This is a genomic window from Methanobacterium aggregans, assembly GCF_017874455.1.
In the GTDB taxonomy this organism is placed as follows: Archaea; Methanobacteriota; Methanobacteria; order Methanobacteriales; family Methanobacteriaceae; genus Methanobacterium_C; species Methanobacterium_C aggregans.
Genome location: NZ_JAGGLN010000008.1, coordinates 47,410 through 65,039 on the forward strand (window position 1 = coordinate 47,410; position 17,630 = coordinate 65,039).

The window sequence follows — 17,630 nt, forward strand, 5'->3', positions numbered from 1 at the left end:
TCAACTGAAATTCACTGATCCCCTGATCTTTAAGGATGTACTGTTTATTGCTTAATTTTTTTTATTTTTATAGTTGGAAATCTTTAACATCCGTGTATATTGGCCCTGCTGGTGTTAGTTCGCTTTCTTTGAGAACCAGATTTTTTATGGTGGTTTTTCCGATTTCAACAGTTTCAAGTTCATTTATTACTGAAACCAGGGCTTCTTTGTTTTGTGCTCCCTTCACCCTGCCTATTGTGAGGTGTGGAATGTAGCTCCTCTCCTTTTTAAATCCCATCTTGATGAACTCCCCATCGAAATCCATCTGCATCTTTGAAAACTGGTCTGGATCTTCAACACCAATCCATACAACCCTTATGTAACCCAAATGTGGGAAAACACCCACTCCTTTGAGTGAGACTTCAAATGGATGGTAGTTTTTGGTTTTCTCTGATAGCATTCCTACTATTTCATCTGCCTTTTCCCTGGAGATATCTCCAAAGAATTTGAAGGTAAAATGCAGGTTTTCTGGTTCAACAAACTTAATAGGGGCTTCTGCCTTGGCAAGTTGCTTCTGAACTTCACCTATTTTTTCTAAGAGTTCCTTATTCACATCCACAGCTAAAAAAGCTCTCATATTATATCACCTTGTTGCAAGATCTTTTATTCTACTGAGACTTTCTTCTGGTGTTTCCACAGTGTTTAGAAGGTAAACCTGGAGTTTTGAGAACAGGTCCATGAAGAAATTCCGTCTGAGATTGAATTTTCTCCCATCACGAATGAGCTGGTGGGGATTGCAGAAATCATTTAAAACCATGAATTCCAGTGCCTCTTCAGGAGTTAATTTTCTGAACGGAGGATTTCCAGGATTTCTCTCAAGGAGTACAACTGTTTGAAGCGTTGAACTCTCCCTTATGCGGCCGTTGAACAGGGTGTTCACATCTGCAATACCCCTCCCCTTAGAATCGAGTTTAACTTCCTCTATTTCCTTTGAAAATTCTGCCCATACCTCTGCGATATCATCCCTTATGTAGGAATTCTTTTCTGAGGAGTATACAACCACTGCATTGTCAAATAGGCGTGTGAAAAACCAGTCATCTGATATGTAGTTGAAGTAATCATCCTGAAGCAGTCCATAGGTCATGGTGGTTTTTCCAGTGCCTGGTGGGCCAATTATTGCCATTGCATGACCTTTGTAGTCAACAACAGAACCGTGAACTGAGTATCTTCTGTGTATGGAGTGGTAATCCTCAAAGAAGTCAGAAATAGCTGCAAGGGCTATGCTTTTTATCCAGCCATAGTAGTTGCAGTTTTTGATTATGCAGGCCTTTGAAATGGGTTCATAGAAAACCTGGAGGTCACCACCGTCTTCAACTGAGAAAATCTTGGTGTGGGGTCTTATATCTTCGTTCATGAATTTGAAGTTGTCTTCCCATTCCTCCTTAAAACTGGAGTTGTCTGTTAAGAGTTTAACACAGGCCCCATGGATGTTGGCTTTTCTCTCGAATTTAACCATATCCACAAGTTCAAGAAAGAATTCTTCCTTTTTTTCAGGATCTATCAGCTCAACATCGTACCCTGACAACCATAAAACCTCCAGAACTTTTAAAGTTTAATTTCTTAAAGATTTTAAATAATAATTCAAAGACTTTAAATGCGTTTTAAAAAATATTTGAAGGTGAAATAAGGTTAATCCAGTGAAACACACCTTTCAGTGCCCTGTGATTTGTTACGGACATCTTTACATGGTGCGTTTAATTGGATTTACTTCTCAATTATGGTTTCATCTATTGCCATTCCAAAGTGCCTTGCATTTTTGTCAAGGTAAACCATGACCTTGTCACCTGTTTTAAGGTCTGCAACGGATATTGGTTTTCCATCTTCTCCAACAAGCCTTATTGTTTCTGCATTCTGAAGGATGGTTTTAAGTACTATTCCATCGTACTCTGCCTCAATAAGCATCAAAGGTCTTTTCTCGATTTTAACCCGTCCAACAACTGTTGTTTTGGTGTTTCCATCCTTATCAACTGTTAAAACCTCATCGCCTGTTTCTATTTCAGAGAGGTAGCGTGTTCTGTTACCTGGGGTCATGACATAGGCGTGTACAGGTCCTGCATTGACTCTGAATGGTCTTGATGCAACGTATTCACTTTCCAGTGATTCACTGTGTACAAGGAACATTCCCTTGGAGTAGGATCCAATGAGCATTCCTTCACCAGGGGTCATCATGGAGCATGTGTCAACACATACCCTGTCACCGGAACCAACAGGTTCAACCCGTGTTACAGTTGCAGGTTTCAGCTGGTAGCTCTCAGAGTCTATTTTTTCAATGAGTTCTGAAACCTTTTTTATCTGGGAGATATCTCTTGGACAGAGGAGTACTCCATCTGTACCGTATTCAAGTGTTTCAAGTGCCACCTTGGCTTCATCATAATCTGAAACTGCTGCTATGAGTTTCACATCTTCTTTTTGAAGGTCTGCTATGATATTTTCAAGAGGTATGACTGTCCAATCCTTTCCAAGGAGTATGAGGTAGTCTGCAGTTCTTCCCAGGTAAGATGCGAGTTCTTCATGTTTTTTACTTGTTATTTCCACGTATGCAGCTACTTTTTTCCCCTTTCTTTTAAGGCTTGATATTGCTGCAAGATCCTTTGATTCTGACAGGTCCGTGGGTATTATAAGGGTTCCATCACCCTCTCCATTCCTTCCAACAAGAACTATATCTGCGCCTTCAACATCAGAGATGATTGTAACGTTTCCAAGTTTTTGAATCTTTTCAACATCTGTGAAGTCAACGATGTGATCCGTGCCTGATTCCAGGGCCGTTGTTATTGCTTCCTTTTTCCTGTCCCAGTTTGTACCCTCAACCATTATCCATGCGAATTTCATGAGTTTAACCTTCCCTTGAGCTTAAAAAAAATGAACTCTGTTACCCATTTAATATTTTAAGGGCTTCATCAACATCTAAATTGTTGTGAACTATTCCTGCAATTGCCATTGTTGTTTTTTGTGGTGATCTGGCCTGGAATACATTTCTTCCAATTGCAACTCCTGCTCCACCAACATCAACTGAGTTTTTAACCATTTCAAGAAGTTCACGGTCTGTTTCAACCATTGGACCGCCTGCTATTACAACTGGAACTGGACATCCATCAATAACCTCTTTGAAGGTATCAGGGTCTCCTGTGTAGTTGGTTTTTATGATATCTGCACCGAGTTCTGCTCCGGCCCTTGCAGCGAGTTTAACAACCTCAACATCGTGTTCGTTTGTGATGTTCTGTCCGCGTGGGTACATCATGGCTATGAGGGGCATTCCCCAGTTGTCACATATCTCTGAAATGCTTCCAAGCTTCATGAGCATTTCAGGTTCTTTTTCTGATCCAATGTTCACATGAACTGATACTGCATCTGCACCTATTTTAAGGGCTTTTTCAACGGATGTTACAAGCACCTTGTTGTCAGGGTCAAGTCCCAGGGATGTACTTGCTGAAAGGTGTATTATAAGACCTATATCTCTTCCATATCCTCTGTGGCCGCATCCAACCATTCCTTTGTGCATGAGAACTGCGTTTGCTCCGCCGCTTGCAACTTCATCTATCGTGTCGGTCATGTCAATAATTCCAGGGATTGGGCCTACAGATACTCCGTGGTCCATTGGTACTATTACACATCTTCCTGTTTTTCTGTTCAGTATCCTTTCAATCCTGATTCTTTTACCTATCATGAAAACACTCCTATAAACACTCTTAGTTGATTTTTGAAGACCAAAGTTTGAATTCCTTCAACCTTGGTGGGATTCCATCATTTCCAGATGATTCCAGCCATCCCTCACGAGATTTTATCACCTCATCTGTTGAAGATGAATGAACGAAATCTAAAAGTCCTCTGTTTCTTATTATGGTATTTTTGGGTTTTAAAGTTGACGACCATATGAAAAAGACCTTGAAAACTGTGTCGGGATGGTATCCCCCTCCAAGATCCACGGATAAAAGGTCACACCGTCCAACTTCCCTGATTTTCTCAGCCACAGCTTCCAGTGTTTCATGGAGCCTGACATCGGCTTTGGTGAATTCAAGGTTTGGATTTTCTTTTTCAAGTGATTCCATTGGCTTGACTGCCTCTGGACTGTTGTCAAGGGCAAATATTTTTCCATCCTTGTTGAGTTTTGAGATGATCCTTGTGGAGTTACCAACGTGGCATCCAAGCTCCACAACCACATCATCTGCTTGTATAATATCTCTTAATACTTCCCTATAAACTTTGATATCGTAAACTATCTTTATCATACGAGGCCTCAAATCTTGTATAGTACCACCTTTTTGTTATAAAAGAATTTAAAAGGGCACTCTTTTGATTATGAGTTTCTTTTTTATGGTTCTAATCATTTACTAATGGGATTACCATTGCAATAAGTTAAATTACATTTATATCGGTTTTTATTAATTTATGCTTCAGCTTTAAATTATTTTTTATGAAAGTAACAACCATCTTTATATATTATTTCCATTTCAATTAGATTATCACAACGTTAATCAATGTGATAATAACATAAAATTTCAATTGTTTAATGACGTTTGTAAAGAAAAAAATCTATTGTACAGGCTAAAAGAAAAGTTTATTTACTACTTTGCTATAATTAAAATAATTACGTATTAATATAATGAATAAACATGATGAATTAGTATTTCATGTTTGTACTGATTTTTATATTCAATCTCAAAAAAAAATTAGATAAAATTTGGATAACTCATATAAGAGGTGATAGACATGCGTGATATGTTCAATGCAAAATCAGTTGCAGTGATAGGTGCATCGGAGACAAAGGGTAAAATCGGATACGATATTATGAAGTCCCTTTTGAATTACTACAAGGGAAAAATTGTCCCGGTGAATCCTAAAGGTGGTAAAATACACGGAATTCCCGCGTATACCTCCATAAAGGAACATGGTCCTGTAGATCTTGCAGTTATAACCATACCATCCCATATAATCCCAGCAACAGTTGAAGAATGTGGAGAAACTGGAATAAAAAATATCGTAGTGATCTCAGCCGGATTCAAAGAAGTTGATGAAGAGGGAGCCAGACTTGAGAACCAGCTGGTGGAGATATGCAAAAAATACGGTATAAAACTCGTTGGTCCTAACTGTTTGGGTATAATGAATACTTACAACGATATGAATGCATCTTTTTCTTCTGATATTGCTCATAAAGGTAAAATATCATTCATGACTCAGTCCGGAGCCATAATGGCTGCTATTCTTGATTATGCTGATAAAAAGAATATAGGATTTTCCAGAATCGTCAGTCTTGGAAACAAGGCAGTCATCAATGAAAACGATTGCATGAAGGACTTCATGGAAGATAAAAACACCAACGTTATAACAGCCTACCTTGAAGGTATCGTTGATGGTCCGGGTTTCATAGAAGCCAGTAAAAAAGCTTCAAAGAAAAAACCTGTTCTCGTTATAAAATCTGGAAGAACATCCAAGGGATCTGAAGCAGTTTCCTCCCATACAGGTACAATCGCTGGTTCTGACTCTGCATATGAAGCAGCATTCTCCCAGTGCGGAATCATACGTGTAAATTCCCTTGACGAGCTCATGGATTACAGTAGTGCCCTGGCATTATCCCCACTTCCAAAGGGAAATAGAATAGCCATACTCACAAATGCAGGTGGTCCTGCAATTATGACCACAGACGTTGCAATAAAAACTGGTCTTGAACTTGCTCAGCTCACCTGTGAGACCAGGCAAAAGTTGAAGGATGGATTACCTGAAACTGCAAGTGTTAAAAACCCAGTTGATGTACTGGGGGATGCAAGTCCAGAGAGATATGCATTTGCCCTTGACACTGTTTTAGAGGATCCCAACGTGGATGGAGTGATCTACCTGGTAACACCACAATCAGTTACCGATGCTGAGGGAATTGCCAACGTTGCAATTGAACACGCTCAGAAATCTGAAAAACCAATTCTGTGCAGTTTCTTTGGAGGAACCAGCTTTGAAGGTGCAGAAAAACTTCTAGCAGAAAAACAGATACCCAATTACCTGTACCCTAAACGGGCTGTAAAAAGCATGAAGAAACTCTACGATTACAGCATCATCAAGGATCAGGAATATCCTAAAGCTCAGGAATTCAACGTTGATAAGGTTGCAGTTAAAAACATAATTGAAGATGCTAAGGAAAAGGGTATGCACACCCTTGGTCTTGAATCATTTGATATACTGAAGGCCTATGGAATTCCAACAGTGGGCACTGCCATCACAACAACAGTTGAAGATACAGTAAAAGCTGCTGAGGAAATTGGATATCCCCTGGTTATGAAAATTGTTTCTCCACAGATCTCACATAAATCTGATGTTGGTGGAATCAAACTCAACCTCACGAGTGCAGAGGAAGTCAGGACAGCTTACGAGGATATGATGGAAAACATACCTAAGAAAGAACCTGAAGCCAACCTTGAAGGTGTTCAACTACAGCAAATGCTTTCAGGTGGTATGGAGGTTATCATAGGTATGGTTCAGGACCCTGCCTTCGGCCCAATGCTCATGTTCGGACTGGGCGGTATATACGTTGAAGTGTTGAAAGACGTTAAATTCGCAATTGCACCTGTAAATGAAATGGACGCCGAGGATATGATAAGTGGAATCAAAACTCATGAACTCCTTGAAGGTGCAAGGGGAGATAGTGCAAAGGATATTGAATCCATTCTGGACATAATACTAAGAATTTCACAGCTCGTCACAGACTTCCCAGAGATCAACGAATTTGAAATCAACCCATTGATGGTATTTGATGAAGGAAAAGGAGCATTAGCTGTTGATATGAGGTTGATGTTGAAAGAAGGCAAATCTAACGACCTTTTACAGCCTTCTGAGAGATCAATGAAATTGAAATCATCCCATTAAGGTCTTTGATATAAATTGGATCACTTATAGGGATTGATCTGGTATATTAATCCCCTTTAAATCCTTTTTTTTATCAACCTTCCAAATAGGATCATCCCACTATTTTTTTTGTCCCACTATTTTTTTTCAAACCTGCATTCTAATTTATAAATCTTTAAAGTGGATGTGCTTTATAGGTTAATATAGTTGAATCCATTAAAATGCTATTAAAAAAAGTTTTAATAATGATCCATCTCATGAATGGGTTTGGGAAGGCACACAATTTTCTATAATTGATTTAATAATATTATAAACTTAAATATCATGTCGAATAAAAAAATATTAATAAAAAAAATAGAAAATTAAGCTAATGAGCAATTTAATGTCACAATACGGGCTGAGGGAAAAATATGACAGAAGCTGAAAAGAAAGAGTTGGGAAATGAACTTGAAGAACTTCACAGGGAAAAAGAAGAGTTAGTAGAACAGATCCGTGAGCTTGACAGATTAAAGATTGAAAAACTGACAAAAGAAAATGAAGACCTAGAAAAAAGGGTTGAATGGCTGGATAAAGAAGCTAAAAAAGCTGAAAGGGAAAAGGATAACTTTTTAAGGCAAGTTAAAAATTCCAGGCACAGAAAATGGTTCAACAGCTTTAAAATGATAAGTCTTATTGGAATAATTGATCTTTTAATAATTCCAATTGTTGTTTTCCTTCTCGGACTTCACATGCAGTGGATATTCATAGGAATGGGCCTTGTAACCTTCTTTGGTATACTTCTCGTTGCAAACTACATGTCTGGAACTTCACCCTTCGACACAGGTGAAATACGCAAAGCACTTACAGGTGCATTCATAACAGTCTACTTAACCTTTGTGCCCATTGTAACCTTTGAAGGAGCAAAAATAACCGGAACATCTGCAAATACAGTTATAGCCAACTTCACATGGATCGTTGGGATCATAATCATATTCTACTTCGGATCAAGGACAGTTGAAGCCTACGTAAATGGTAAAGGTAAATAAAGAGGATAATACCAAAAATAAATTCAAAAAAAGTAGAAGAACTAAAATCTTCTAAACCTATTTTTTTATATTTCTTTTAAAAGGGATTCAGATTAAATGACAAAGACATTGTAAATGTCTAAAAAAAAATCTACTGAAACCTTGGAGGATTTCTAGTAAAAGAAATACTTTCCATAATGACCTGAAAAAAGTAGGAAACTGAGATCAGGTTGTTTCTTAAATTTCGCATGTTTTTTTTACATGTTTTCCAGCTTTGAACCTGCTTTTTTATAGATCTCATTCATCTGATCTTGCAGCACTATCACCTGCAAGGTAACCTGTTGAAAAGGCTTCCTGCAAATTGTAGCCACCTGTGGGTGCGCAAAGATCGATTATTTCACCTGCAAAATATATTCCCTGACATATATTTGATTCCATTGTTTGAGGGTTTATCTCTTTCTTTGAAACACCCCCACAAGTTACCATGGCCTTTTCAAGTGGTAAATGTCCTGTTATAGTCAAGGGCATGGATTTTAGGATGTTTAACATGGAATTTCTTTCATGCTTACTTATCTGGTTGAGGGTTTTATTTGGATCAAGATCTCCAAGTTCTAGAAATACAGGGATAAGGCGGTTGGGCATTAAAAACTTAAGGAAATTCTTCATGTAAGTTTTTCCATGTTTTTCAAATTCTTTTAAGAGTTCCTCTTCAAGGTCTTCCCTTCCAATTTCAGGTTTCAGATCCATGAGAAGCTGAACTTCCCCTTTTTCAAGTGCTGAAACTACCTCCAGACTTAAATCAAGAACTGCAGGTCCTGAAATTCCAAAGTGGGTAAATATAACATCACCCTCACCAGAGGCTATCTTCTTTTTGCCCCTCTTAAAGGTTAAGCCAACATCTTCAAGGGATGTTCCCTGAATATCCCAAATCCATTTCTCCAGGGTTTTAAGAGGTACTGAACCCGGTTTCAATGGAAGGATCCTGTGGCCCAGTTCACTTGCCACCCTGAAGCCGTCACCTGTGGATCCTGTTGCAGGATAGGAAGCTCCACCAGTTGAGATAACAACACATTTTGCCTTTAAAGAGCTATTATCAAAATTGAGTTTAAAAGAAGTTTCATCTTCATTTCCCAAAACATCAACATGGGACAGACGATGATCGTAAAGTATTGAAACACCGGCTTCTTTTAAACATGATCTTAAAAGATTTAAAACAGAATCTGCATCATCTGTAACTGGGAAAACTCTGCCCCCATCTTCAACCTTTAAATTCAGACCTCTGGATTTGAAAAATTCCATTGTATCCTTGTTTGAAAAGGATTTAAATGCAGATCTTAAAAATGACCCCTTTCTACCGAATTTTTCTATAAATTCACTGGTCTCTGCAGTGTTTGTGAGGTTGCACCTGCCACTTCCTGTTATGAGAAGTTTTCTTCCCAGTGAATCGTTCCTCTCAATCAGCACCACATCTTTTTTAAGTTCTGCTGCATGGATTGCAGCCATGATACCTGCAGGTCCTCCTCCAACAACAGCCACATCATAGTTTTTCACGTAAATCCCTCTCCTTAAGTTCAGTATTATTTCTATCTTTATTCTATCCACTTAATTAATGAATTATCTGTATGATTAAGAAAATTTTATTAAAAAAATTGATTTAAACACTTAAAATTACGGTAATTACTATTAAAATTAGTTTTAATAAAAGAATGTAAACAAAAAAAATGATGCAAAAGTTTTGAACTCCATTTAAGGAGTTTACCTTTTGATCAACATTTTCTTGCAAATGAAAATTTGCAAGTTTGCAGAACTTGTTCCGCAATTTTAAAAAGATTGTTTTGAAGGTTGGTTATGGTGTTAACCGCCTTCTGTCCCTTGGGAAGAGCACTGTTTCCCTTATGTTCTTTGCACCGGTCAGGCACATTGTGAATCTTTCAGCTCCAAGTCCCCATCCTGCATGTGGTGGCATTCCGTATTCAAATGCTGCAAGGTACCTGCTGAATGAATCTGGGTTTAGTCCCTGTTTTTTGATCTTCTCAAGGAGCAGGTCGTGCTGGTGCACCCTCATGGCTCCTGAGGATATTTCAAGGTCCTTGTACATCAAATCGAAAGCACAGCTCTTCTCTGGGTCTTCAAAGCCAGGCATTACGTAGAATGGTTTTATGGATGTTGGCCATTCTGTTATGAAGTAGTAATCATCCATAGCTTCTCCCATGGCCTTTTCAGCTGCCCTTGAAAGGTCTTCCCCATGCCTCATTGCTACTCCCTTGGAGTTGACAATATCAATGACTTCATCGTAGGTCACACGTTTGAATGGAGTTTCTGGTACCTCTAATTCTACTTCAAGGGTTTTCAGGGCATCTTCACAGTGTTTTTTAACGTCATCTATGGCCTTACACACCAGTTCCTCAAGTATGTTCATTGCATCTTCATGATCAGTGAAGGCTGTTTCCACATCTATGGATACTGCTTCGTTGAGGTGTCTGAGGGTGTCGTGTTCTTCTGCACGGAATATTGGTGCTATTTCAAATACTTTGTCAAAACCTGAACCCATCATCATTTGTTTGTAGAGCTGTGGACTCTGACCAAGGAATGCTTCCCTCTCGAAGTAGGTTATTGGGAATAATTCTGTACCTCCCTCTGTTGCAGATGCAACGAGTTTTGGAGTGTTGATCTCTGTGTATCCCCTTGATTCCAGAAAGTTTCTGATTGAGTGGAACATCCTGCTTTTTATCTTGAATATTGCACTTACGTTGTGTTTTCTAAGGTCTAAAAACCTTGAATCAAGTCTTGTGTCGATCTCTGCATGGGTGTTGCCTGTTGTGTCAAGTGGTAAGGGTAGTTTTGATTCATTTAATAGTTTTATTTCCTCTGGAATGATTTCAACACCGTTTGGTGCCTTTCCAGATTCCTGAACAAGTCCCCTGACTGCGATTACTCCCTCTTTTTTGAGTTTCTTGATCTCTTCAAAGAGTTCAGGTGAAACCTTTTTACTTGGGGCTGTTATCTGTATCAGTCCATCCCTGTCCCTTAAAAGTACGAATATTATACCGCCTAAATCTCTTATCTCGTGTACCCATCCCATGAGCACTATTTCTTCACCGTTTATCTCGGGTTTAACGTCTTTTGTGTAGTGGGTTCTTCTCCAGTTTTCCAATGAATCTGTCAATGTAATTCACCTCTAAAAAATATTTTAAGCTTTATTTTGATTTCATAACTTTATTTAATGTTGATTACCTTGTTATTGGTTTATATCCTGATTTCTAAGATCATTTAATGTCTTGCTTTTAGGATCTTATGAATGAATTCAAAAGAATATGAATAATTCTATCAATAGTTTTATCCTAACCAGTATATAACCCATTGCAGTAGATAAAAATGGAATTTTAAATAGGATCTGAAATTTTTTTTAATGCATGTTCCTAGTGCTGTTAATTCTTTTATTGATGTTCTTAAATGATGTTGATTTTTTTTTGAACTCATCACTTAGTTTCATATCATCTTTTGCTCGTCACATGATCCAAACGTTTTTTAAATGATTCTGCGTGTGCATAGAGGCCTTCGTACTCTGCAAGATCAACTATTACATCTTTAAGGCTTAAAACCCCTTTTTCGGATAGTCTCTGTACTGTTGGTTTCTTTATGAATGATTCTGCAGACAGTCCTGAGTACATCCTGGCACATCCAGATGTTGGGAGAACATGGTTGGTTCCAGAGCCGTAGTCTCCTGCTGCCACAGGTGTGAGTCTGCCTAAAAATATTGATCCTGCATTGTTTATGGAATTAAGTAGTTTTTCAGGATTTTCTGTTGTTATTATCAGGTGCTCTGGACCGTATTCATTTGAAAAATCAACTGCCTCTTCAATGGAGTTTGTTACAATGATCCTCCCATACCTCTCAAGGGATTCTGTTATGATTTCCCTGCGCTCCATGGATCCTATTTTCTCCTGAATTTCCGTGTTAACTGCCTCTGCAGTGTCCATTGAATCTGTAACAAGAACTGATGCTGCATTTGGATCGTGCTCTGCCTGTGCCATCATATCCAGTGCCACGTATTCGGGATCTGCTGTTTCATCTGCAATTATGAGAACTTCTGATGGGCCTGCAGGGAAATCTATGTCAACTGCTCCGTAGACCATTTTCTTTGCTGCTGTGACAAATACGTTTCCAGGCCCAACTATTTTATCAACCTTTGGAATGGTTTCTGTTCCATAGGCCATTGCAGCCACTGCCTGGGCACCTCCAACCATGTATATCTCATCAATACCCGCTATGCTGGCTGCTGCAAGGATTATATCGCTGACAGTGCCATCTGGGCCAGGAGGGGTGCAGCAGACAACTCTTGGAACTCCCGCCATCTTTGCAGGTATGGCTGTCATTAATATGGTTGATGGATAAATTGCCCTGCCTCCTGGAATGTAACATCCAACTGAGTCCAGGGGTCTGATTATCTGCCCGGCAGTTATGCCTTCATCAACCTCAATGAACCATTCTTCAGGTATCTGGGCCTTGTGAAATTTTTTTATATTATCTGAAGCTTTTTTAAGGGCATTTAAAACCTTTTCATCGATGCTGAAATTTTTTTTGTTTATTGATGCTTTTTTAACCCTTAAATCCTTGAGTTCAACTTTGTCGAACTTTTCTGTGTAATGTTTAAGTGCCACGTCACCCCTTGCTCTCACATCGTTGATTATCTCCCCAACTGTGCCTGTGACACGGGTATCATCAAGTTCTGAACGTTTTAAAAGCTCATTCCTTTCTTTATCAGTTAATTTTATGATTTCCATGGGTACCACAACTCGATTTCCTATTGATATAATATTATTCTGTTTAATTTTAAAATAAAAATCTTAAATGAAGGTTAAGTTGAAATGTTAAATGAAGGTTACTTGAAATGAATTTTTTTTAAATGAATTTGCTAATGTATTGATTGATATGTACCGATCTTATGTATTTTTAATTTTAATATCTAATTTTTAACAGTATTATCTTTTAACAGCATTGATTTAAATGAAAATCAATATCAATTTGATAATATAGTTTGAGGATGTACCTTCTGAGATGTACTTTCAAGATTACTTTGATGTTGATTCTTAATTATAATTTGTTGTATTGTACTGTTGATGTACTTACTACTAAAATTTATACCCCCTTCATTCAGGGTTATAGAAATTCTTGCTTCACAGAATATAATTATTAATTTTGGTTCAATTGTTATTTAGGTTTCATTGATTCTCTTTAATAGACAAGGACTTAAATTGTTACCTACAAAAACTTTATCTGTAATAGATGCTAAAGATCGTATTGGCATGAAAATACTTGTTAATAGTAGACAACTAGTCTTTATTGCTTCTTTTATGAGATGTGCTGTACCAATAGTATATATAACATGCCTATATTAATCTTAATAATAAATCAAGGGGAAGGTGTCTGGTAAATATGTACAAGGATGAGCTCATACAACTGCATCAGTTTCTGGTATACGTTTTAAAATATCTTGATGATGAATATGAAGTGAAAGACGAGTGCAAAGAGTACCTGTGTCTTCATATAAGCCCCCATCACATTCACAGAACTAAAGCCGAACATAAACACGCTATTTTTGTATTATCCAATGCAATTTCTGAAATAATTGCAAACAACAACGGCGGAAGCTCTTCGAACATTTCGAATGGTCTTGCAGAACTTGTGAAACGATCAAAAAAAGAATTGATCAAATTCCAGGATGAAAACTCTCTAAAATACCAGAAACAGAAAATAAAACTGTAGATAATTTGCTTAAAAAAGTAGAAACATCTAAAATAGAAACATCTAAAAAATTCAGGCAACTGTAAAATCGTCACGTCAGATCATTGTAATACTTTTAAAATCTGTATTAAGATGTTAATTATGAAAAAAAATGATGAATAACGTGATGATTTGAATCTCCTGATTTAATAATTAAATACTCAATTTTAGAACAGAATAATCAATCAGAAAGTTCTTAAACTTCCATCAAACTTCTGATTTACAATTAAAAAAAAGCTATGGTTTACAAATTCAAAGCTATGGTTTATTAATTCAGGGTTTTATAAATTCAGATGATTTATAAACAAATCCTGACTACTTCATTGCACCTGTTTAGTTCTTACATTTATTATACTGATTTTTTTTATAACTGAAATTCCTGTGGATTAACACAGAATAAATCCTTTAAATACATCCATTAATATAGTATTTATTAAAATATTTATTAAAAAATACACTGTTTTATCAAAAACCAATTCATTGATTAGTTGTCAAAAAAAATTTGGATGTACTACCATGAAAGCTATAAGAAATATGGTATGCCTGGTTGACGGAGAGCACTACCTTCCCGTCACAAAATCTGCACTGGACACCCTGGACAGCCTTGAACACAACGAAGTTGTTGCAGTTGTTTTTATAGGAGGTACAGAGAAGTTAAGGGAAGACTCTGAGGAGGGTGTTGTTGAAAAACTTGGAAGACCTGTTCACTTCGGTGATGACCCTCATAAAATACCCTACAACACAATAGTTGATGTTGTAAGGGACTACGATGCTGATGTGGTCATGGATCTGAGTGATGAACCCATAGTGGATTACTCAAAAAGGTTCAAAATTGCGTCGCTTGTTCTTGATATAGGTGTCCCATATGAAGGCCCTGATTTCAAGTTCTACCCCATTTCCGAGCATGATGTGCTGAAAAAACCATCCCTCAAGATCCTTGGAACTGGTAAGCGAATTGGTAAAACTGCAGTATCTGCATATGCAGCCAGACTCATACACAAAGAGAAGTACAACCCATGTGTGGTTGCAATGGGACGTGGAGGGCCTGAAGAACCTGAAATAGTTCATGGAGATAAGATCAAAATAACACCAGAGTACCTCATGGAACAGTCAGATAAGGGAGTTCACGCAGCATCAGATCACTGGGAAGATGCATTGATGAGCCGTATCTTAACCATAGGCTGTAGAAGATGTGGTGGTGGAATGGTTGGAGATGTTTTTATAACCAACATGAAGAAGGGAGCTCAGCTTGCAAATGAGGTGGATGCTGACTTCGTTATAATGGAGGGAAGTGGTGCAGCCATACCTCCAATAAAAACTGACAAACACATCGTCCTTGTGGGTGCTAACCAGCCCATCATAAACATTGAACTATTCTTCGGACCCTACAGAATTAAAAAGGCTGATCTCGCAGTTATAACCATGTGTGAAGAGCCAATGGCAAGTCCGGAGAAAGTTAAACGCATCGAAGAGTACATTAAGGATATAAATCCTAATGCAACTGTTATATCCACTGTTTTCAGGCCGAAACCCCTTGAAGATATAAGTGGAAAGAATGTTTTGTTTGCAACAACTGCACCTGATTCAATAAAAGATGTTCTTATCAAACACCTTGAAGATAAGTACAGCTGCAGAGTGGTCGGAACAACACCACACCTTTCAAACAGACCTCTGTTGCAGAAGGATATTGAAAGATATATTGATGAAGCTGATGTGATGCTCACAGAACTTAAAGCAGCTGCAGTTGATGTTGCAACAAAGGATGCGCTGAAAGCAGGTCTTGAAGTTGTTTACTGCGACAACATACCCCAGGTGATTGATGGAGAAGGTGAAAACCTTTCAGATGCTATTATAAATGTTGTTGACAGTGCAATTGAACATTTCAATGAAAAAGAGTAGGAAATTGGATTTAATGGAACTTCCATTTTCCTTTTTATTTAAGAAGATTTATTTTTAAGAAAATTTTAAAGAACTTATCCTTTTAGTGGTTTAAAAAAGTTTAGGGGCCATCACGATATTATTTAGGTACTCTTTTTACCTAATTATTTTCTTTTAGGTTCACCTTAATTTAAGTCCCTCCCTTTAAAAGTGGCTCTTCAAAACCAGATAATCACAAACTATTTATAGAACCTCTAACCCATCGATAGATTACAAGAGACTAGGAGATGATAATGTGGCACAATTAGGCGGACAAGGCCAACAAGTTATAATACTACCAGAAGACACTTCAAGGCTTCTGGGACGAGATGCTCAGAGAATGAACATAATGGCAGGTAAATTACTTGCAGAAACTGTCAGAACAACATTAGGTCCTAAAGGAATGGACAAAATGCTTGTGGACGGACTCGGAGACATTGTTGTGACAAACGACGGTGTAACCATCCTTAAAGAAATGGACATCCAGCACCCTGCAGCAAAAATGCTCGTTGAAGTTGCAAAAACCCAGGAAGATGAAGTGGGCGACGGAACAACAACAGCAGTTATAATAGCAGGAGAACTCCTCAAAAAAGCAGAAGGACTCCTTGAACAGGACATACACCCAACAGTTATTGTAATGGGTTACAGGAATGCAGCAGCAAAAGCTCAGGAAATCCTCGAAGACATTGCATTTAATGCAGACGACAGGGAAACCCTTAAACAGGTTGCAATGACTGCAATGACAGGAAAAGGAACAGAAACCGCAAGGGAACCATTAGCAGAACTCATAGTGGCTGCTGTTAAACAGGTTGAAGAAGACGGTGAAATAAACAGGGACAGCATACACATACAGAGGATCCAGGGAGCTACAGTAGCTGAATCCGAAATAGTAAACGGTGTTGTTCTTGACAAAGGTAGGTTAGACCCATCCATGCCAAAAGATTTGCAGGATGCAAAAATTGCACTCTTAAAATATCCAGTTGAAGTGAAAGACCTTGAAACTGATGCTAAAATCAAATTAACTGACCCAGCACAGATGCAGGCATTCATAGAACAGGAAGAACAGATGATCCGTGACATGGTTGACAAGATCATAGCAAGTGGAGCAAACGTACTCTTCTGTCAGAAAGGAATTGACGACCTTGCACAGCACTACCTTGCAAAAGCAGGAATACTTGCAGCTAAAAGGGTTAGAAAATCTGACATAGAAAGGCTGGAAAAAGCAACGGGTGCAAAGGTTGTAACCAACATCGACGACCTCACCCCTGAAGATCTTGGTAACGCAGGCCGTGTCTACGAGAAAAAGATATTCGACGAACTCATGATCTTCATAGAAAACTGCAAAGATCCAAAGGCTGTTTCCCTCATACTCAGGGGCAGCACCAAACACGTTGCAGAAGAAGTTGAAAGAGCAGTTGAAGATGCACTCGGCGTTGTTTCAGCAACAGTTGAAGATGGAAAAGTCGTTGCAGGTGGAGGAGCACCAGAAATAGCAATAGCCAAAGCCTTAAAAGACTACGCTGACACCATAAGTGGCAGAGAACAGTTAGCAATAGCTGCATTTGCAGAAGCACTGGAAGTTGTACCAAAAACCCTGGCTGAAAACGCAGGACTCGACAGCATTGACGCACTTGTGGACCTCAGGGCTGCACACGAAAAATCCTCATACATGGGACTGAACGTGTTCAAAGGCGGTGTAACTGACATGAAAGCTGCAAACGTCATTGAACCTAAACGTGTTAAAAAACAGGCAATACAGTCCGCTGCTGAAGCAGCAGAGATGATCCTGAGGATCGATGATATGATAGCATCCTCCAAATCTGGACAGCCAAGCCCAGAAGAGATGGCAGCTGCTGGAATGGGCGGAATGCCTGGTGGAATGCCACCAATGATGTAATATCAGCATTAGTGGGATGTTTTAAAACTTCCCCACCATTTTTACTTTTTTTTATGAAACATTAGCTTCATTTTATTTTTCTAAGTCCCTTTTGATCTATAAAAAAAAAATCCCTATTTTTTAATCTATCAAATTTTGAAGAGTTTTTATTTTCATTCAAA

At 38.3% G+C, this 17,630-nt stretch carries 13 protein-coding genes; 5 read left to right on the forward strand and 8 right to left on the reverse strand.

Translation table 11 applies throughout. The annotated features are described in order from the left end of the window. Positions 1-67: 67 nt before the first annotated feature. The 5 genes from thpR to J2756_RS10725 form a co-directional block, all read right to left on the reverse strand. Positions 68-616: an RNA 2',3'-cyclic phosphodiesterase gene (gene thpR / locus J2756_RS10705; protein WP_209585450.1), complete on the reverse strand. Its 549-nt coding sequence runs from the start codon at positions 614-616 to the stop codon at positions 68-70. Between the two features lie 6 nt (positions 617-622). Beyond that, the gene (locus J2756_RS10710) at positions 623-1,564 is read right to left on the reverse strand and encodes a hypothetical protein (RefSeq protein ID WP_209585451.1); all 942 of its coding nucleotides are present in this window, start codon (positions 1,562-1,564) and stop codon (positions 623-625) included. Positions 1,565-1,743: 179 nt separating this feature from the next. Then, positions 1,744-2,868 carry a 3-dehydroquinate synthase II gene (locus J2756_RS10715; RefSeq protein ID WP_209585452.1) on the reverse strand — a complete coding sequence of 375 codons (1,125 nt, stop codon included), beginning with the start codon at positions 2,866-2,868 and terminating at the stop codon, positions 1,744-1,746. Between the two features lie 40 nt (positions 2,869-2,908). Next, entirely contained in the window at positions 2,909-3,703 is a 795-nt protein-coding gene (locus tag J2756_RS10720; RefSeq protein WP_209585453.1) for a 2-amino-3,7-dideoxy-D-threo-hept-6-ulosonate synthase, read from the reverse strand. Positions 3,704-3,725: 22 nt separating this feature from the next. Next, positions 3,726-4,265, reverse strand: coding sequence for a class I SAM-dependent methyltransferase (locus tag J2756_RS10725; RefSeq protein WP_209585454.1), 540 nt, complete (start codon positions 4,263-4,265; stop codon positions 3,726-3,728). 481 nt (positions 4,266-4,746) lie between these two features. Here J2756_RS10725 and acs point away from each other — a divergent pair, with 481 nt between their 5' ends. After that, positions 4,747-6,888 (forward strand): acetate--CoA ligase alpha subunit, encoded by a 2,142-nt coding sequence (acs, locus tag J2756_RS10730; RefSeq protein WP_209585455.1) that lies wholly within the window; start codon positions 4,747-4,749, stop codon positions 6,886-6,888. Positions 6,889-7,277: 389 nt separating this feature from the next. Further along, positions 7,278-7,892 carry a hypothetical protein gene (locus tag J2756_RS10735; RefSeq protein WP_209585456.1) on the forward strand — a complete coding sequence of 205 codons (615 nt, stop codon included), beginning with the start codon at positions 7,278-7,280 and terminating at the stop codon, positions 7,890-7,892. Between the two features lie 276 nt (positions 7,893-8,168). Here J2756_RS10735 and J2756_RS10740 read toward each other — a convergent pair whose 3' ends face one another. The 3 genes from J2756_RS10740 to hisD form a co-directional block, all read right to left on the reverse strand. Beyond that, on the reverse strand, positions 8,169-9,422 hold the full coding sequence (locus J2756_RS10740) for a BaiN/RdsA family NAD(P)/FAD-dependent oxidoreductase (RefSeq protein ID WP_209585457.1): 1,254 nt from the start codon (positions 9,420-9,422) through the stop codon (positions 8,169-8,171). 295 nt (positions 9,423-9,717) lie between these two features. Beyond that, positions 9,718-11,037 (reverse strand): aspartate--tRNA(Asn) ligase, encoded by a 1,320-nt coding sequence (gene aspS, locus J2756_RS10745; RefSeq protein ID WP_209585458.1) that lies wholly within the window; start codon positions 11,035-11,037, stop codon positions 9,718-9,720. A gap of 328 nt (positions 11,038-11,365) precedes the next feature. Next, a complete protein-coding gene (hisD, locus tag J2756_RS10750; RefSeq protein WP_209585459.1) occupies positions 11,366-12,655 on the reverse strand; it encodes a histidinol dehydrogenase in 1,290 nt (429 codons plus the stop codon). A 652-nt stretch (positions 12,656-13,307) separates the two neighbouring features. On the opposite strand from hisD, the gene J2756_RS10755 reads away from it, so the two are divergent. From J2756_RS10755 to thsA, 3 genes are all read left to right on the forward strand, one after another. Beyond that, the gene (locus J2756_RS10755) at positions 13,308-13,637 is read left to right on the forward strand and encodes a UPF0058 family protein (protein ID WP_209585460.1); all 330 of its coding nucleotides are present in this window, start codon (positions 13,308-13,310) and stop codon (positions 13,635-13,637) included. A gap of 534 nt (positions 13,638-14,171) precedes the next feature. After that, complete coding sequence (locus J2756_RS10760) at positions 14,172-15,554, forward strand: cyclic 2,3-diphosphoglycerate synthase (RefSeq protein WP_209585461.1); 1,383 nt, start codon at positions 14,172-14,174, stop codon at positions 15,552-15,554. 274 nt (positions 15,555-15,828) lie between these two features. Continuing rightward, the gene (thsA, locus tag J2756_RS10765; protein ID WP_209585462.1) at positions 15,829-17,469 is read left to right on the forward strand and encodes a thermosome subunit alpha; all 1,641 of its coding nucleotides are present in this window, start codon (positions 15,829-15,831) and stop codon (positions 17,467-17,469) included. Positions 17,470-17,630: the final 161 nt, after the last annotated feature.